The sequence below is a fragment of the uncultured Flavobacterium sp. genome (assembly GCF_951805225.1).
Classification (GTDB): Bacteria; Bacteroidota; Bacteroidia; order Flavobacteriales; family Flavobacteriaceae; genus Flavobacterium.
In genome coordinates this window covers 5,697,469-5,716,534 of sequence record NZ_OX638201.1, presented here as the reverse complement: position 1 = coordinate 5,716,534, position 19,066 = coordinate 5,697,469, and the positions used below count along the sequence as shown (strand labels likewise).

Sequence of the window (19,066 nt, the reverse complement as noted above, 5' to 3'; positions counted from 1 at the left end):
TCTAAGCTTTATTTAATACTGCATTCATTGGATTTCTGGAAGTATCTTCAATCGAATACATTCCTTCTTCTTCATATATTTTTTCGTCAGCCGGCAAATCTTCTTCTGATAATTCTTTATCAATTAATCGTTGAAGTGCTTCTTTACGTCTTTCTTTTTCATCTTGTTCTTCGGCGATTTCTTCTTCTTTTTTAGTCACGCTAATGATAATTCCAAGCGAGAAACAAGTCATCCAAATCGAACTACCTCCAGAACTTATCAGCGGAAGCGTTTGTCCCGTTACCGGCAATAATTCTACAGCAACCGCCATATTAATCATCGCCTGAAATATCATCGGAAACCCGAGCCCGACGACGACTAATTTTCCAAACAATGTATTTGCTTTATGCGATGCAATAACAAATCGGAACAACAACAATAGATACAAAATCAATATCGATACTCCGCCCACTAATCCGTATTCTTCAACAATAATTGCATAGATAAAATCCGAAGATGATTGAGGTAAAAAGTTCTTCTGAACACTTTTACCTGGTCCTAATCCTCCAAGTTTTCCTGATGCAATAGCAATTTTTGCTTTTTCGATTTGGTAATCATCTTCATCAGGTTTATCTGTGGTAAAGTTCATAATACGACTTTCCCAAGTTGATACCCTGCTAAAGAATCTTGAATCCGGAAAAGCTTTTGCCACTAAAAGGAAGAACGCTAACATTGCAATTCCTGAACCTATTATAAAACCGATGTACTTTAATGGATATTTACCAATAAATGTCAGCATCATAACCATTGAAAAAATCAACGCTGTTGTCGAAAAGTTTGCTGGCAAAATAAGTGCCAATGTTATAAAAACCGGCAACCAAAGCTGTATTAATGAAGCTTGAAATGGCTCATTCTCGTCTCTGGTTTTTGACAAATAACGCGCTACAAATATGAATAATATGCTAGCTGCCAAAGTCGAAGTTTGAAACGTAATACCAATAAAAGGTACCTGAATCCAACGACTTGCATTTGCTCCGGCAATTACAGTTCCTTTCAACAATGTATAAAGCAATAAAAACCAAACAATTGGTAATGCTATTTTCGAAATTGCTCTAAAATAATGATACGGAACTCTGTGCACCCAATAAATAATCAGGAATCCAATACAAACGTGTGCTAAATGTTTTACCAAATATCCAAGTGTATTTCCGGTTCCGTGACCAATATATGCCAGATTACTACTCGCACTAAAAACTGGCATAAACGAAAACAGCGCTAATAAAGCCACGAATGACCATATTACTCTATCTCCTTTTAGTTTGTTTACTAGTTCTTTCATGCCTTTAGTTTCAAGTTTCTTTTGTTTCAGGTTTCATGTTTTAGGCATCAAACTTGAAACCTGAAACATGAAACTTTAAATTATTTTTATAAATTATGAACAGCTTGTTTGAATTGCTTTCCTCTGTCTTCGTAATTTTCAAATAAATCGAAACTTGCGCAAGCTGGTGACAATAAAACTGTATCTCCTTTTTCTGTTAATCTCTGTGCTGTTTTTACAGCATCGTTCATATTATTTACTTCAACCATGATATCAACAACATTTCCAAAAGCTTCAATAATCTTACGATTATCAAGTCCTAAACAGATAATTGCTTTCACTTTTTCGCGAACTAATGACATCAATTCGTTGTAATCATTTCCTTTATCAACACCTCCAACAATCCAAACGGTTGGAACATTCATACTATCCAAAGCAAAGAATGTAGCGTTTACATTTGTTGCTTTTGAATCATTGATATATTGTACATTCTGAATTTTAAGTACTTTCTCTAAACGGTGTTCAACACCTTGAAAATTTGATAAACTTTCGCGAATTGTTGCATTTCTAATCTGCATCAATTTCGCCACGGAGCTTGCTGCCATTGCGTTTTTCATGTTATGTTTTCCTTCTAACGCAATGTGTTCTGTTTCCATTGTAAACTCTTCTTGGTTGATCTTTATTTCCATTTTGTTGTTATTTATAGAAGCCCCTTCATCGAATGTTTTAGACAATGAAAAAGGAATTAATTTTGCTTTTGTTGTGTTATTTTTTAACCATTCCGTAATTGCTTCATCATCTGCATCGTAAATAAGATAATCGCTTTCCGTTTGATTCATTGTTATTCGAAACTTTGAATCAATATATTTTTGATATTTATATTCGTATCGATCTAAATGATCTGGACTAATATTCGTAATTATTGCAATATCAGGTCTGTAATCTATAATTCCGTCAAGCTGAAAACTACTTAACTCAAGCACATAGGCATCGAATTTATTCTCGGCTACCTGCCAGGCAAAACTTTTTCCGATGTTTCCTCCTAAACCAACATTCAAACCTGCTGATTTCAGCAAATGATGCGTTAACATTGTTGTAGTCGTTTTACCGTTACTACCTGTAATTCCAATTGTCAGCGCTTCAGTAAAAGGTTTCGCAAATTCAATTTCCGAGATTACTTTAATTCCCGCAGCGATAAGCTTTTGTACTATTGGAGATTTTTCAGGAATTCCCGGACTTTTCATCACCACATCGGCGTTTAAAATCAGGTCTTCAGTGTGCTGTTCCTCTTCCCAGGCAATTTTATTAATGATAAGAACTTCTTTATAGCTTTCTTTTATCTTTCCAAAATCCGACACAAAAACATCGTATCCTTTTTTCTTCCCAAGAATAGCGGTACCTACACCACTTTCTCCTCCTCCTAATACTACCAATCTCATCTCTATCTTAATTTTAAAGTAACAATTGATAATATGGCTAACATAATCGCAACAATCCAAAAACGGGTTACGATTTTACTTTCATGATACCCTTTCTTTTGATAATGATGATGTAATGGCGACATCAGAAAAATTCTACGTCCTTCGCCAAAACGTTTTTTAGTGAATTTGAAATAACTCACCTGCAAAACCACTGAGAAATTCTCCACTAAAAAGATTCCACACAATAACGGAATCAATAATTCTTTTCGAACTGCAATTGCTAAAACTGCGATGATTCCACCAATAGTCAAACTTCCTGTATCTCCCATAAAAACAGATGCGGGATAAGAATTGTACCAAAGAAAACCAATCAAAGAACCAACAAATGCAGATATAAAAACGGTCATTTCTCCCGAATTGGGGATATACATAATATTCAAATAATTGGAGAATATAATATTACCGGAAACAAACGTAAATATTCCGAGCGCTAAAACCGATATCGCCGAAGTTCCCGCTGCGAGACCATCAATACCGTCTGTTAAATTTGCTCCGTTTGAAACTGCTGTGATAATAAAAATCACAACCGGAATAAAGATTAACCAAGCCCATTTTTCATATCCTTCTCCTGTCCATGACAACAATTCGGCATAGTCAAACTCATTATTTTTTACAAAAGGAATTGTCGTTGCCGTTGATTTCTCTTCGATTGGAGCAGGCATAACCACAGCTGTGCTTACATTTTTCTGAGTTCCAATATATCCTGTATCAGTTCTTACTGTAACTGCCGGATTAAAATACAAAACAGTTCCAACGATAAGTCCTAAACCAACCTGACCAATAACTTTAAAAATTCCTTTAAGACCTGCTTTATCTTTTTTGAATATTTTAATATAATCATCAATAAAACCAATTGTTCCCATCCAAAGTGTGGTTACAATAAGCAATACGATATAAATATTATGCAAACGAGCAAACAATAAAACCGGTACAAGAGTTGCAAAAATGATAATCAATCCACCCATTGTTGGCGTTCCTGCTTTTTCATTTTGACCTTGTAAACCCAACTCACGAACTGTTTCTCCAACTTGCTGATTACGTAAAAAATTGATAATTCTTTTTCCGTAAATCGTTGACAAAAGCAACGAAAGCATTAACGCTAAAGCCGATCTAAAAGTGATGTATTGAAAAACTCCAGTTCCTGGGATGTCTAGTGTTTTATCGAAATATTCAAATAAATAGTATAGCATATTTTATATTTTTTAAATTCCAATTTAGAAATTCCAAATTCCAATCATTGTGGTGGCATTTGAACTTAAAAATTTATTTTTATTATTTGTTTAGTTGATCTAAGATTTCTTTTACAGTTTCCATATCATCAAAATGATGACGAACTCCACTTATCTCCTGATAAGTTTCGTGGCCTTTACCTGCAATTAGAATAATATCATTTGGCTGAGCCAATTGACAAGCCGTTTTTATAGCTTGTTTACGATCGGTAATCCTTAATATTTTTTTATAATTATGAGCTTCAACTCCTTTTTCCATTTCATCAAGAATCACTTCAGGATCTTCGTTTCTTGGATTATCAGAAGTTAAAATTGCTTTATCACTAAGATCTGTAGCAATTTTTGCCATAATTGGTCTTTTCGTTTTATCTCTGTTTCCGCCACAACCAACAACAGTAATCAATTGTTCGTTTTTGGTACGGATATCATTAATCGTTTTTAGCACATTATCCAAAGCATCCGGCGTGTGCGCATAATCTACAATTGCTGTAATATTTCCTTCTGAAACAATATATTGAAAACGACCAGAAACACTCTCTAAATCAGACAATAAGCGTAACGCTTCCAGACTATCCATTCCTAATTCTACAGCAGTTCCGTAAATTGCCAAAACATTATAAGCATTAAAAGTCCCAATAAGTTTTACCCAAACTTCATTGTCATTTACTTTTAATAATAATCCTGACAATTGGCTTTCTAATATTGTCGCTTTAAAATCAGCATAAGATTTCAAGGCATATGTAAATTTTCTCGCAACTGTATTTTGTAACATCACAGTTCCGTTTTTATCATCAATGTTTGATAATGCAAAAGCCGTTTTTGGCAATGAATCAAAAAATGATTTTTTTACGTCTCTGTATTCTGCAAAAGTTGGATGATAATCTAAATGATCATGCGAAAGATTCGTAAAAATCCCTCCAACAAAATGTAATGCTTCTGTTCTCTTTTGATGAATTCCATGCGAACTCACTTCCATAAAACAATGTGTCACTCCAGCTTCAATCATTTCATTTAGATAATGATTTATTGTGATAGAATCCGGTGTTGTATGTGTTGCAGGATATTCAGTTTCATCAACCATGATTTTTACTGTTGACAATAAACCAACTTTAAATCCTGCTTTTTGAAACAACTGAAACAATAATGATGCAATCGTTGTTTTACCGTTTGTTCCCGTAACACCAACTAATTTTAATTTTTCAGAAGGATTTCCAAAATAATTAGCTGCCATAAAAGCCAATGCTGTATTGGTATCTTTTACTTGTATATAAGTAATTCCTTTTTCAATATTCCCAGGCAAAGTATCGCAAATAATCGCAATCGCTCCTAACTCAATCGCTTTCTGGATATAATCATGTCCATCAGAAAGTGATCCGCGAATTGCTACAAAAACATCATTTGCTTCAATTTTTCTTGAATCAAAATCAATTTTGTGTATATCAATTTCAGTCGAACCTGTTACAGATTCAATTGCTACTTTGTATAATATGTCTTTAAGTATTTTCACGATAATTCTAATACTATTGTTGTGTTTCTACTAATATTTTGTCCAGCTTGTAAAGACTGTTTTTTAACTTTTCCTACTCCATTTACTTTTACTTTCAAACCTAAATTCTCCAGTAAAGCAATTGCATCCATTCCCGGCATTCCTTTTAAATCAGGAATCTGATTTAATTTTTTATTTACCTCTGCAGTATATTCATTATAGCTGTTTTCCTGTTTTGGAATTCTTGAATCCAGCTGTTTTATTTTATTTGTCGAAGGCGCATCTGTAAATATTTTTTGAGCAATTCTCTTAAAAACCGGTCCGGAAACGTCTGCTCCATAATAATTATTCTTAGATGTATTAGGTTTATGAACCACAACTATACAAGAATATTTAGGATGATCTGCCGGAAAATATCCTACGAAAGAAGAAGCATAATACAACGCTGATTTCCCTTCTTTTCCGCCATAATTTACCTGAGCTGTTCCTGTTTTTCCTGCCATCGAAAAATCTTTCGAATACAACTTAGAACCTGTTCCCTTTTTAACCACATTCTGCAATACAGCTCTTACTTTATTAATAGTTTCCTGCGAACAAACTTTCGGATTGATCACTTCAACATCAAATTTCTTGATGGTTTTGTTCCATTCTTTAATTTCAGAAACAAATTGAGGTTTCACCATTACTCCATTATTCGCAATTGCATTATAAAGCGCTAATGTTTGCATTGGTGTCACCGAAACTCCATAACCAAAAGCCATCCACGGAAGTGAAATCCCTGACCAATGTTTATCTCCAGGTTGCGGAATATATGGTCTTCCTTCTCCTTTAAAATGCAACCCCAATGTCTTATTTAATCCGTAGCTGTTAATGTGATCCACAAATTTTGCCGGATTGGTTTTATAATTTTCATAAACCGCCTGAACCATTACCGTATTTGACGAAAGTTCGAATCCGCGAGCTAATGAAACCTTTCCGTAACCACCTCTGTGCGAATCATTAACCGGACGACCATAATATCTTATCTGACCTCCATGACTGTCATAAACCGTACTTGTATCAGCAACTTTATCTTCTAAAATCGCCATTAAATCAACTAATTTAAAAGTCGATCCTGGCTCATGAGATTCAGCAATAGCGTAGTTTGTAGTTTCATAATACGATCCATCTTCTGCTCTTCCTAAATTAGAAATTGCTTTTACATGTCCCGTTTCTGTTTCCATAACCACTACACAACCGTGATCTGCCTGATAATCTTCCAATTGCTTCAACAAAGCGTGGTGCGCAATATCCTGAATAAAAACATCTATCGTAGAAATTACATCATAACCATCAATTGGATCTACCTCATTTACATCTCGAATAGGTTTCCACTGACCTTTTGCGATTTTTTGCTTTAGAATTTTTCCGTCTTTTCCGTTCAGATAACTTTTAAAAGCCCATTCAATTCCTTTTCCAACCTCAATTCCTGACGTAGGATCAATACGATCGTAACCAATTGTTCTTTCTGCAATTTTTCCTATCGGATGTTTTCTAACCGTTTCTTGTTCGATAATAATTCCGCCTTTGAAAGCACCTAATTTAAATAATGGAAAACCTTTAATTTTCACATATTCGGTATAACTTAAATTGCGGGCAATCAAATAATAACGATTTTTATTTTCTCTTGCTTTTCTTAATTCCTGTTCGTAATAACCTCCAGGTCTATCTAGAATTGTAGCCAATGAATCCGATAATGCTTTTACATACTTTTCGAAAGTTTCCTGTTTAGGCGCTTTAGCATCAAATCTAATTTCATAATTAGGAATCGATGTTGCCAATAAACTTCCATCAGCCGAATAAATATTTCCTTTGTTTGCCGGAATCACAAAATTTCTAACCGTACGTTGTTTCGCCAGCTTTCTGTAATAATCTCCTTCAACCCATTGAATATTGGTTAATTTAACGACAATAGCAATTGCCATCACAAAGATGAAAACTGCTACGAGGTAAATTCTGTAGGATATATGTTTATCGTCTACTGCCATATTCTTTTAAAGAAACTTTTTTCTTCTTCTTTTTTAACTTCTATTTTAACCGGAGGAACTGTTGATGGAAAAATCTGTTTTTCAAGCATTTTATCCGATATCGTCGACTCCATTTTTAACTTCATCAATTCTGAACGGCGATCTACAAATTCTGATCGCAATTCTTTTACTTCATTATTGAGCTTTGCAATTTCAAAAACTTTCTGCTCGTATCGTTGCGTATTTGCAATCATCAGTATAGCAAGCAGAATGATAAAAACAATGAATCTCCAGTTTTTTACTGCATCATCGTTAATCAGAAATCTTGCTTTTAATATGCTAAATACTCCACCTTTCATTTTCTACCTATATATATTATATCTTCTCAGCAATTCTCAATTTTGCGCTTCTTGCTCTATTGTTGATTTTAATTTCGGCATCATCCGGAACAATCAACTTTCCTATCGTTTTATATGGAACAGAAAAATTTCCGAAAAAATCACGTTCTGGTTCTCCTTCAAACATTCCGTTTTTAATAAATCTTTTTACCAATCTGTCTTCAAGAGAATGATACGAGATTACTGAGAATCTTCCGCCTGGATTTAGAATTTCTAAAGATTGTTCTATAAACTCTTTCAAAACATCCATTTCCTGATTTACCTCAATTCGAATAGCCTGATAAATCTGAGCCAATACTTTATTTCGAATTCTTTCCGGTAAAAATTTCGCCAGAACATCTTTCAATTCATCTGTAGTTTTAATTGGCCTGTGTTCTCTTGCCTCTACAATTGTTCTTGATAAAAGTGGCGCATTCTTCAACTCCCCATAATCAAAAAAAACACGACGTAAATCCTGTTCTTCATATTCGTTAACCACTCGGTAAGCACTCAAATCATTTTTTTGACTCATCCGCATATCGAGTTCAGCATCAAATCTTGTTGAGAAACCTCTCTCAGGAACATCAAACTGATGTGATGAAACTCCTAAATCTGCCAAAATTCCATCTACTCCTTTAACACCATGAAAACGCAAAAACCTTTTTATAAATCTAAAGTTCTCATTAATTAAGGTAAACCGTTCGTCCAGCAACGCATTTGCAAGAGCATCTTCATCCTGATCAAAAGCAAATAATTTACCGTTTGGCCCTAATCGTCTCAAAATTTCTTTTGAATGACCGCCGCCACCAAACGTTACATCTACATAAATGCCATCTGGTTTAATGTTTAAACCATCAACTGTAGGATGAAGCAAAACCGGATTATGATATTCCATTGTCGTCGTCATTAATATTTCCCATTACTTCTTCGGCTAAATCTGCAAAATCCATATCTTCGCCACTTATTGATTTTTCATATAAATCTTTATCCCAAATCTCCACAATATTAACCGCAGATGAAAAAACCACATCTTTAGAAATACTTGAAAAAGCTACCAAATCCTTTGGAACCAATAACCTTCCCAATGCATCAATTTCTACCATTTTAACACCGGCAGTAAATCTTCGAATGAAGTCATTGTTCTTTTTTACAAAACGATTCAGCTTGTTGATTTTTTGCATCATCAAGTTCCATTCTTCCATTGGATATAACTCTAAACACGGTTGGAAAACTGAGCGCTTCAAAACGAATCCGTCCTGAAGAGATGCAGTCAATTGCTTTTTCAAAGGTGCAGGCAACATAAGCCTTCCTTTAGCATCGACTTTACACTCATATGTTCCGACAATTGTGTTCAAGAAAAATTCATTAATATGTTATAGGACAAAAATATAAAAAATATTACCACTATTTACCACAATATACCACTTTGTTAATAAGTTTAACCACTTTCCTACCACCTTTCCTAATTCATAAGCAATCAATATGTTAACTAATTATTAATCAATTCCTGACAACACTGATCAATCAAAAAAAATACGCACCTTTTTTCTTAAAAAAATAAGTATTATGCTAATTTCTTAACATTTGAAGATTCACCAAAAAGCGCCCATAAAACCTGATTTTTAACCACTTATATATTCTACTGAAATTATCTAGTTAAAAAACGGTATCAAAAATTCATTTTTATTTATTAAACCCTATATTTGTCCAAATTGAAATTGGCATTAAATTAAATGGACAAACACTACAAAAAAGAAGGCAAATACAGCTATTATGAAGCTGGAGAAGGAACTCCTATCGTGATTTTACATGGCTTAATGGGAGGCCTAAGTAACTTTGATGCTGTAGCAGAATATTTCCCAACAAAAGGATACAAAGTTGTTATCCCGGATTTGCCAATCTATACCCAAAGTATTTTAAAAACAAACGTAAAAAGCTTTGCGAAATACGTAAAGGACTTTATTACTTTTAAAGGATTTGATCAGGTAATTTTGTTAGGCAACTCTCTTGGAGGACATATTGCTCTTTATCACACCAAAATGTATCCCGAAAAAGTAGCCGGACTCGTAATTACCGGAAGTTCTGGACTTTACGAAAGCGCAATGGGCGATAGCTACCCAAAAAGAGGCGACTATGAATACATCAAAAAGAAGGCTGAAGATGTATTTTACGATCCTGCAATTGCAACTCCCGAGCTTATTGATGAAGTGTATGCAACGGTAAACGACCGCATAAAACTGATCAAAACTTTAACGATTGCCAAAAGCGCAATTCGTCATAATATGGCAAAAGATTTACCAAAAATGACAGTAGAAACCTGTATCATTTGGGGTAAAAATGACGCCGTTACACCACCCAATGTTGCCGAAGAATTTGATAAATTATTGCCTAATTCAACTTTGTATTGGATAGACAAATGTGGACACGCTGCTATGATGGAACACCCTCAGGAATTCAACACAATTCTTGAAGAATGGCTCGTTAAAAAGAATTTATAGCATCTAACTTTCGACTTTTAGGAGGTTTTAAAAACAAAAAACATGAAAATTAATACCGCCGAATTTATTATCAGTAATTCCGAAGTAGCAAAATGTCCACAGGATTTTTTGCCGGAATATGCTTTTATCGGACGATCTAACGTTGGTAAATCTTCGTTGATCAATATGCTTACCAATCATAAAAACTTAGCTAAAACTTCAGGAAGACCAGGAAAAACTCAGCTGATTAATCACTTTAAGATTAACAACAATTGGTTTTTGGTCGATTTACCTGGTTATGGTTATGCGAAAGTATCAAAAAAAACAAAATCAGTTTTTCAGCAATTTATAACTGATTATTTCGAAACAAGAGAACAACTTGTTTGCGCCTTTGTTTTGATTGATATTCGCCACGAAGCTCAAAATATAGACATTGAATTTATGTCGTATATGGGAGAAAGTGAAATTCCGTTTTGTATTATCTTCACTAAAGCAGATAAAATCAGCAAGACTAAAGTTGACTCTCATATTGCAGCATACAAAAAACAAATGTTTGCTAATAACTGGGAAGAAATGCCACACTATTTTGTAACCTCGGCTACAGAATCAATAGGAAAAGATGATGTTTTAAATTATATCGACGAAGTAAATCAGGAAGTTTTTAAAAACAGTAACAAGTTTTAAGAAACAAATCCTAATTCTTTTAAATTCCAAATTCCAATACTTTTTAAATTGGAGTTTGGAATTTTTTTATTGTATGTTTTAAACTACATTTGAGGCAACCAAAACCTAATTCATGAAGAATATCAAACCAATCTTTTTTCTTTTTTTTATTTCTATTTTATTTTCATCGTGCTCAACAAAAACTTACATGTTTACTTCCGGACCAAGATCCGGTGTTGATTTTACTTCTGGAAAATGGTTATTAAATGAATTAGACAGTCCTAAAAACCAAAGAGATAAATTGACTGCAGAGTCTTTAGAATTTTTCAAAAAGAAATTAGGAGAACGAGTTTCTTATATTCATGACGTTAACGGATTACTTGTTCCCAGAAAAATTAGTTTCAACCCAAGTAAAACAAAATTAAAGGAACTAAAAGAAGGAACCGGTTTTGATTTCTTTATCAATATTTCTACCCAAAAAAACAAAAGTGATTTCTCTTCGATTGAACTTTACCAATCCGATAACGAAACAGGAAGAAATGAAGCTTCTGTACTTGTCGAAATTTATGATTTGAACTTACACGAAATTATTTACTCGCAAAATGTTGTTGGAGTTGTCAGAAAAACTAAAGACGAATCTGTGTGGGAAACAGAAAAATCAAGCAAACTTCTCGACAATGTAAAATTTTATAAAAGCTCAAATAAATTAATGACGGGAGCTTTAAAAAAGATACTGAAAGATCTGGACAAAAGATCTGTTAAATAGAAAAATCCCAAACTTCATTTGAAAAACTTGAAGTTTGGGATTTTTTTTATTAATTATTTTATTCATTACAACTTTCCGGGATCATCAAAAACATCTACCTGATCTGATTCTCTAATTACTTCTTTATGATTCAAATCTTTCCATTCTTTATAGATTAAAAATTGATACAGAATATAAAACAGAGAATTAAAAAACCACAAATCAAGCACAAATGGTTCGGTAAAAATCACCCAATCAGTATTACCACTTAAAAAAATACTCAAACTACTCGCGAGATAAATGATCAATCCATTGCAGAAATACAAATAATTGTGTTTCGCCGTTTTAAAATTCTCAATCAAAAAGATTAACGCATACACAATTAATAGCATTGAAGTTATTCCTATTTCAAATAAATTAAACCTCCAATAAAGATCAGGCGTTCTGGAATATTGGATCGCTAATAAAATCAAAACTAGTATTAGAAAGGAAAGTATCACTCTTTTTAAAAGAAGATTCGAAAACAAACTATAAAAGAATATACTCAAAGCAACAAATTGAAAAATGAAATAGTAATGAGAAAGGAAAAAATTAGATCCCGGATAACAAAATCCAATGATATTGCAAAGTAGTTCTTGTACAAACAAAAAGATTAAATAAATCATGATTATGATATATCGCACATCTTTGTTTTTTCGCGTTCTATAAAAGCGAATACTGTTCACCAGCAAAAAAAACAATCCTACAAGGCTTATAAAAAATGGAAACAACATATTATTCTTTTTTTTTCAGATCATAAAACTATCTCAACTACAAATTACTTTTATCAAAAAGTAACCTTACGAACAAATGCTTTCTAAAGTTAATATTTAAATTCAAAAAAAAGAATTACAAACAAAAAAATCCCAAATCCCCATCTTTACGATAGGAATTTGGGATTTCTTTATTGGAATTTTAAATTACTTTGTCAACTCTAGTTTTTCTGCAAAATAATCACAAAAATCTTTCATTGTATCTGACATCTTTTCATCGTCTGTTGCACGCTTAAAAGTATCTGACATTGCCACTAAAGTCTGATGAAAGAAAATCTTCATTTCATCAACCGGCATATCTTTCGTCCATAAATCAATACGCATCGTTTCTTTAGCTTTGCTATCCCAAATAGACAACATTATTGCTTTTGCCTCTTCAGCTTGTACACCGCCATCTTGAGCGCTCCATGTTAATTTTTCCGGAACGCGGTTTTCGTCCAATTCTATATTGAATCTAATTTCTGAGTTTATTGTATCTGACATTATTTCTTCGGTTTATATTTTGACTTTTCGAAAATTTCTTTTGAGTTTGTTTTTAACAATTCCGGCAACGTTACATTATTATTTTTCATATAAGATCGTACGATTTGCCAGCCAATCCAGGCACCAACTCTTCCTGGAGAATCATTATCTATTTCTAAATAAAATTTAGAAAACGGAGCTGGCGTCATAAAACGTGTCGTCAATTTTGGATCCTGACTATACAACATTTCACTTTCTATAAAAAATCGCCACATATAGGCTTCATTTTCTTCACACCATTTTATTTGTTCCGGCTTATATCCTATTTTTTCAGCATCTGAATATTCAGGCAGAAGCAAATCTTTTGCATAAAGCTGTTTTCCGTCAAAAATCATTTTAGAAAGCAAATCTTTATCTGCAGAAGCAGGAATATTTCGATAAGTAAAACTAGAAACTACGTCTGGCATAATCTGATTTTCTTCGAAGTTTTCCTTTAGATAATTTGGAAACTCATAAAACTTATGATTTTTCCCCAAATACAATTCTAAGGCAACAATTACCAGACTGTCTGCATAAATTGCTTTAGAATTATAATCCATTTCTCCAATTACCGTAATAACTTTTGGCGTTTTAGTTTTAGGAAAATAATATTTTACATGCTGAAAAAGTGCATTGAATTTCTCACGCACCGGTTCAAAATTGCTATATTTTTTTTGCACTTCTGTATACACTTCTCTCCAAAGCGGATCTTGCATTCTCTTTAACCAAACACTATCATCATTCCCTGCTGGAAAAAAGAAAGGATATTCTTTTTTTAATTTGGCTAAATCCTCTGGTTTACTTTCAAAAAAGGCTTTATCAAAGCGTTCAACCTTAATATCAACCGGAATTTCTTCTACTGCTTTTTCAACTTTAGTTTTTTGATCACAGGACAAAAAAAACAAGCCCAGAACCACTACAAAGCGATATATTTTCATTTTATTTTAATTAGATTTGTGTTGCCTATATTTTAAATAAACGTTACTTAAAAATATTTGTGCAAATATACACCCCTGCATCTTAAATCTTGAACTATTATGGCTAAAAAAAGTACTATTCAAACAGAAAAAGTGAATAACCACATTGTAGAGTGGTTGAAAAATTATGCTAACAATGCAAAAGTAAATGGTTTTGTAATTGGAATTTCCGGCGGCGTTGACTCTGCTGTAACGTCTACATTATGTGCCCAGACCGGTTTGAAAGTTTTATGTGTAGAAATGCCAATTCACCAAGCCGAAAATCAGGTTTCGAGAGGAAGAGAACATATTGAGCAATTAAAAAAGCGTTTTCCGAATGTTTCAAACGTAGAAACTGATTTAACTGCGACTTTTGAAGCTTTTAAAAGTTCTGTACCAAAAACAGATGACGAAGCAAAAGTTAGCTTATCATTAGCTAATACACGTGCTCGTTTGCGAATGACTTCTTTATATTATTTGGCCGGAATTCACGGGTTATTAGTTGCCGGAACCGGGAACAAAGTAGAGGATTTTGGAGTAGGATTTTACACCAAATACGGAGATGGCGGAGTCGATTTAAGTCCGATTGCTGACTTAATGAAGTCGGATGTTTATGCTCTAGGAGAATTTTTAAGCATTCCACAATCAATTTTAACAGCTGCACCAACTGATGGATTATTTGGAGATAATCGTACCGATGAAGACCAATTAGGAGCAAGTTATGACGAACTTGAATGGGCGATGTTGGCCGCGGAGTCAGGAAATACGCCAGCTGACTACAGTGGGAGAGAAAAATCTGTCTTTGAAATTTATAAACGTTTAAACACCAGTAACAAGCATAAAATGGACGCAATTCCGGTCTGCATTATACCAAAAACGTTAAAATAAAACTTTTTAACATTTGTCTGCAATTAATTACAGAATTTATTTATTAATTTTACAGTTCCAAAAACATGAACAATTCTAAAAAAGGTAAAAATTATGATTAAAGTATGTCTTGCAGACAATCATCCTGTGACTCACTTTGGCGTTAAGTCTTATTTTAAAGACCACGATCAAATTTCAATTGTTGCCAACGTAGGCAATTTTTCAATGGTTAGAGATATTCTTCAGACGAAGGAGATCGATATCCTAATTCTAGATCTAGAGTTAGAAGGTCTCTCAAGTATTTTTGAAGTAAAATCTATTCTGAAAAACTTCCCAAAAACAAAAATTGTAATTTTTAGTGACCTCGCCGAACAAATGTACGCTCCAAATGCGATCAAAGCAGGAGTTTCTGGGTATGTGCACAAAACAGAAAAACTTGAAACTTTAGGTCTTTCTATTATTAAAGTACATGAAGGAAAAATTATCATCAACGAAACTGTGCGTAAAAACATGGCTCTTATTGCGAAACAAAGCAAAAGCGAACGTTTGTACAGAAAACTTTCTAATCGCGAGATCGAAGTTTTACGTTACTTAAGTGATGGTAAGAAAAACAATGAAATCTCTAAAATCTTAAACCTGAACGAAAAAACGATCAGTACTTACAAATTAAGATTATTGACTAAATTAAATGTTACTAATTTAGTAGATCTTGTTAACAAAGCAAAGACTTTAGAAATTATTTAATGGTATCTTGACATTACTCTTCCCAGTTTTTTCGAAAATGAATTAACTAGTTTTGAGTAATCAACCACCATCGACAAAAGCTCTGTATTATCTGAATTATCAGGTTGTATAGAGCTTTTTAATTCTTGGATGATTTTATCAACCAAAAACCAACGCATAGACATAATTGTTTCCGTAACATATTGCGCAATCGTTTCGTGCTTCATTTTCGAAAAAATGTTCTGCCCTTCCCAATCGTGAAGCGTCAATCGTTCATCTTCCATTAAAATATCTGTAACTTCCTGAGCAAAATCAGGCTGTAGACGCATTAAATATTGCTCTAAACTAAACTTTTCGTTTTGATTATAAAAGGCTATTAAATCCGTATAAATATCACGGAACAAGTTATTTGATAGTTCTACCTCGTCTTCCTGCAAACTCAAATAAATTCGCTGGTGTACTTTATATTGTTTCATTTCAGAAACCATTACAACCTCACCTTCATCATTATTCTTTAAAAGCACATCTTCAAATTCTTCCATTGTATCTCCGTAAAGCAATAAAATTTCGATCACTTTACGCTCTAAACGGTATAAAATATCAACTTTTTCTGTTTGCTGTACTGGTGCAGCATATCCTGGTCCTCCCGGATAATAATCATCTGGCGGCCCTGTTCTTGGATCATCAGGATCTCCTCCTGAATATCCGGCATTACTTGGCGGTTGTTGGGGTTGGTTTCTAAAAACTTCAAAAGGTTTTTGTTCCTGTTTTTGCTTTTTATTCGCCTCTGTAATATCTTTTTGAATCAGCTGAGCCAAAGTACTTACCAAAACCTGCTCAGAAATATCCATAATTCTAGCACATTCCTGAGTATATACTTCACGTTGAATACGATCCGGAATTTTCGAAATACTAACAACCATATCACGAATCAAATCGGCTTTTTTTATAGGATCGTTTTTAGCTTCTTTCATTAAAAGAGAGGCTTTAAACTGTATAAAATCTTTACTGTTTTCTTCTAGATAAGCAACAAGATCATCATGCGAAGTTTTTCGCGCAAAACTATCAGGATCTTCTCCGTCAGGAAAAGCACAAACCCTTACATTCATTCCTTCTTCAAGAATCAAATCGATTCCTCGAATAGCAGCACGTAAACCTGCAGCATCTCCATCAAAAAGTACTGTAATATTTCTTGTCAGACGATTAATTAAACGTATCTGATCCGGCGTTAAAGCTGTTCCCGAAGAAGCTACAACATTCTCAATTCCCGCTTGATTAAACTGAATTACATCTGTATAACCTTCAACCAAATAACAATTGTTTTGTTTTGCTATCGACTGTTTCGCCTGAAAAATTCCGTAAAGCACTTTACTTTTATGGTAAATATTACTTTCGGGCGAGTTTAAATATTTTGCTGCTTTTTTATCATTCGTTAATATACGTCCTCCAAATCCTAAAACACGTCCGGACATACTTTCGATAGGAAACATTACGCGGCCTTTGAAACGGTCAAACGGACGATCTTCTCTCGCAATTGTTAAACCGGTGCTTTCCAGAAATTCCAATTTATAACCTTTACCCAAAGCTTCTTTGGTCAAAGCATCCCAGGTTTCAGGCGAATATCCTAAGCTAAATTTTTTGATTGTTTCATTGGTAAAACCTCTTTCTTTAAAATAAGAAAGTCCAATTGCTTTTCCTTCTTCTGAATTTAAAAGTGTCTTATTAAAATAATCTTTTGCAAATTCCGAAACCAAATACATACTTTCGCGAACATCCGTCATTGCTTTTTCAGCATCTGTTTGTTCTGTCTCTTCGATCTCAATATTGTACTTTCTGGCCAAGTATCGAATGGCTTCCGGATAGGTAAATTGCGAATGTTCCATTAAGAACTTAACAGAATTACCTCCTTTTCCTGTACTAAAATCTTTCCAGATTCCTTTTGCAGGCGACACCATGAACGACGGAGAGCGCTCATCTGAGAATGGACTTAGACCTTTGTAGTTACTTCCTGCACGTTTTAAGTTAACATAATCACCAATAACCTCCTCTACTCGAGCAGTTTCAAAAACAGAATCAATTGTAGCTTGTGAAATCAAAACGTAAAATATTTAAAAAATTTGAAGTCTGTAAAAGTACACAAATCCATCTTGAAATCTGATGATTTCAAATAAAAAAAGTGCCTTTTTCAAGGCACTTTTTCCACTAACTAATCGATTGTATTCCTAATTTAAATCAAATCTTAATCCTAACGAAATATTATTTTCTTTTATTAAATTATCCTGAAACAATGGATTCAAATCATATTTCACATACAAACTCATTTCTCTATATCCTATATAAGAACTTAATCCGTATATAAAATTATTCACATTGTAATCTCCTTTTATTGTTGTTTTATAATCTAAATCGTCCTGATCGTATTTCAGAATCTGTTTTGATTTTACGTTAATTCCTGCATATCCTCCAATTCCAAAACGAAAACTTTTATGTGTTCTAAAATACGTTTTTCCGTTAACTACTTTAGGTTTAGAAAAATCAAACTCTAAATGAACCGGCGCAACGATATAAACATTTCTAAAACGTGATTCATCTAAATTTATCGCATTTGTCTGCAACTCGGTTTGATCTCCATTTACCACAAAACTGCGATTATCTGTTGGTCGTATATTATTATACATTAATGAAAGTCCATATTTAGCGTGCAATAAATTGTCGTTTTTCATTAATCTTGAATTATAAGTAAAACCCCATTCATAAAAATGTGAACCTATAAAACTGTAATTCGAATCCTGAAGTTTTCCGTCGACCATCATATTATTCAAACCCATTGCAAACACAAATTGCGATGTTGTACGTCTTTCTCCACGAATAGAATCTTTTCTTTTTTTATTGTCTTTCCAGTCTCGATCATTCCAATGAATAACCAAAGTATGTTTCTTTATCGAATCTCCTTCTTTGATTTTTCCGTCTACTTTTTGCTGAACCAAATCATTAAGTTCATTTTGAGCCTCAGTAACTTTTTGTTCAATAATTGTAGCTCTGACTTCTGCTAATTCTTTTTTGCGTTTATCAGCTTGCTCCTGCGTAATTTTCCCTTCAGATAACTGAACATTTACAGCTTCAACTTCTTCTTTTAAAGTTGCTTTTTCTTCCTTAGTAATCTTTTCTATTTTGTTAGCAATCTGCCTTGCTTTCGATTCAAAAGTTTCCTGCCCCAACACTTTACTAACAAATAGAAAAACGAGGATAACGAGATAAATGGTAAAATTTTTCATGATTGATTGATTTTGATGATTGATTGTTAATTGTTAATTATTGATGATTAATTGTTGATTATGAATTATTGATCGTCGATTGTGAATTATTCATTAAGAATTGTTGATCGTGAATTGTTGATCGTCGATTGTGAAATACGAAATATTGATTGTGATTTATTCATTGAGAAT

General features: G+C 33.4%; 18 protein-coding genes. 5 read left to right on the top strand and 13 right to left on the bottom strand.

Annotated features, from left to right (window positions below):
* Nucleotide 1: 1 nt before the first annotated feature.
* The 8 genes from WN975_RS23855 to WN975_RS23820 form a co-directional block, all read right to left on the bottom strand.
* Nucleotides 2-1,318, bottom strand: coding sequence for an FtsW/RodA/SpoVE family cell cycle protein (locus WN975_RS23855; RefSeq protein ID WP_337968647.1), 1,317 nt, complete (start codon nt 1,316-1,318; stop codon nt 2-4).
* An 86-nt stretch (nt 1,319-1,404) separates the two neighbouring features.
* Nucleotides 1,405-2,736 (bottom strand): UDP-N-acetylmuramoyl-L-alanine--D-glutamate ligase, encoded by a 1,332-nt coding sequence (gene murD, locus WN975_RS23850; protein ID WP_337968646.1) that lies wholly within the window; start codon nt 2,734-2,736, stop codon nt 1,405-1,407.
* Between the two features lie 2 nt (nt 2,737-2,738).
* Nucleotides 2,739-3,968, bottom strand: coding sequence for a phospho-N-acetylmuramoyl-pentapeptide-transferase (gene mraY / locus WN975_RS23845; RefSeq protein ID WP_337968645.1), 1,230 nt, complete (start codon nt 3,966-3,968; stop codon nt 2,739-2,741).
* Between the two features lie 82 nt (nt 3,969-4,050).
* The gene (locus WN975_RS23840) at nt 4,051-5,514 is read right to left on the bottom strand and encodes a UDP-N-acetylmuramoyl-L-alanyl-D-glutamate--2,6-diaminopimelate ligase (protein ID WP_337968644.1); all 1,464 of its coding nucleotides are present in this window, start codon (nt 5,512-5,514) and stop codon (nt 4,051-4,053) included.
* Nucleotides 5,511-7,520 carry a penicillin-binding protein gene (locus WN975_RS23835; RefSeq protein WP_337968643.1) on the bottom strand — a complete coding sequence of 670 codons (2,010 nt, stop codon included), beginning with the start codon at nt 7,518-7,520 and terminating at the stop codon, nt 5,511-5,513. Before WN975_RS23835 ends, WN975_RS23840 begins: the two co-directional genes overlap by 4 nt.
* Nucleotides 7,511-7,858, bottom strand: a complete 348-nt coding sequence (locus WN975_RS23830; RefSeq protein WP_099710899.1) for an FtsL-like putative cell division protein — start codon at nt 7,856-7,858, stop codon at nt 7,511-7,513. The genes WN975_RS23835 and WN975_RS23830 overlap by 10 nt, the downstream gene beginning before the upstream one ends.
* 16 nt (nt 7,859-7,874) lie before the next feature.
* Entirely contained in the window at nt 7,875-8,783 is a 909-nt protein-coding gene (gene rsmH / locus WN975_RS23825) for a 16S rRNA (cytosine(1402)-N(4))-methyltransferase RsmH (protein ID WP_337968642.1), read from the bottom strand.
* A complete protein-coding gene (locus WN975_RS23820; RefSeq protein WP_337968641.1) occupies nt 8,758-9,231 on the bottom strand; it encodes a division/cell wall cluster transcriptional repressor MraZ in 474 nt (157 codons plus the stop codon). The genes rsmH and WN975_RS23820 overlap by 26 nt, the downstream gene beginning before the upstream one ends.
* A gap of 378 nt (nt 9,232-9,609) precedes the next feature.
* Between WN975_RS23820 and WN975_RS23815 the strand changes: the two genes are divergently transcribed.
* The 3 genes from WN975_RS23815 (at nt 9,610) to WN975_RS23805 (ending at nt 11,782) form a co-directional block, all read left to right on the top strand.
* Complete coding sequence (locus WN975_RS23815) at nt 9,610-10,374, top strand: alpha/beta hydrolase (RefSeq protein ID WP_337968640.1); 765 nt, start codon at nt 9,610-9,612, stop codon at nt 10,372-10,374.
* A gap of 42 nt (nt 10,375-10,416) precedes the next feature.
* The gene (yihA, locus tag WN975_RS23810; protein WP_083693597.1) at nt 10,417-11,037 is read left to right on the top strand and encodes a ribosome biogenesis GTP-binding protein YihA/YsxC; all 621 of its coding nucleotides are present in this window, start codon (nt 10,417-10,419) and stop codon (nt 11,035-11,037) included.
* Nucleotides 11,038-11,149: 112 nt separating this feature from the next.
* Nucleotides 11,150-11,782, top strand: a complete 633-nt coding sequence (locus tag WN975_RS23805; protein ID WP_337968639.1) for a hypothetical protein — start codon at nt 11,150-11,152, stop codon at nt 11,780-11,782.
* A 65-nt stretch (nt 11,783-11,847) separates the two neighbouring features.
* On the opposite strand, the gene WN975_RS23800 is transcribed toward WN975_RS23805, so the two are convergent.
* From WN975_RS23800 to gldB, 3 genes are all read right to left on the bottom strand, one after another.
* Nucleotides 11,848-12,153, bottom strand: coding sequence for a hypothetical protein (locus WN975_RS23800; RefSeq protein ID WP_337968638.1), 306 nt, complete (start codon nt 12,151-12,153; stop codon nt 11,848-11,850).
* Between the two features lie 567 nt (nt 12,154-12,720).
* Complete coding sequence (gene gldC / locus WN975_RS23795; protein WP_029273283.1) at nt 12,721-13,056, bottom strand: gliding motility protein GldC; 336 nt, start codon at nt 13,054-13,056, stop codon at nt 12,721-12,723.
* Nucleotides 13,056-14,012, bottom strand: a complete 957-nt coding sequence (gene gldB, locus WN975_RS23790; protein ID WP_337968637.1) for a gliding motility lipoprotein GldB — start codon at nt 14,010-14,012, stop codon at nt 13,056-13,058. The genes gldC and gldB overlap by 1 nt, the downstream gene beginning before the upstream one ends.
* Before the next feature lie 99 nt (nt 14,013-14,111).
* Between gldB and nadE the strand changes: the two genes are divergently transcribed.
* Together nadE and WN975_RS23780 are read left to right on the top strand one after the other, a co-directional pair.
* Nucleotides 14,112-14,918 carry an NAD(+) synthase gene (gene nadE, locus WN975_RS23785; RefSeq protein WP_337968636.1) on the top strand — a complete coding sequence of 269 codons (807 nt, stop codon included), beginning with the start codon at nt 14,112-14,114 and terminating at the stop codon, nt 14,916-14,918.
* Between the two features lie 93 nt (nt 14,919-15,011).
* Nucleotides 15,012-15,641: a response regulator transcription factor gene (locus tag WN975_RS23780; RefSeq protein WP_026730588.1), complete on the top strand. Its 630-nt coding sequence runs from the start codon at nt 15,012-15,014 to the stop codon at nt 15,639-15,641.
* Here WN975_RS23780 and dnaG read toward each other — a convergent pair.
* Together dnaG and WN975_RS23770 are read right to left on the bottom strand one after the other, a co-directional pair.
* Complete coding sequence (dnaG, locus tag WN975_RS23775; RefSeq protein ID WP_337968635.1) at nt 15,638-17,716, bottom strand: DNA primase; 2,079 nt, start codon at nt 17,714-17,716, stop codon at nt 15,638-15,640. The genes WN975_RS23780 and dnaG overlap by 4 nt on opposite strands.
* Before the next feature lie 126 nt (nt 17,717-17,842).
* Nucleotides 17,843-18,895 (bottom strand): hypothetical protein, encoded by a 1,053-nt coding sequence (locus tag WN975_RS23770; protein WP_337968634.1) that lies wholly within the window; start codon nt 18,893-18,895, stop codon nt 17,843-17,845.
* Nucleotides 18,896-19,066 lie beyond the last annotated feature (171 nt).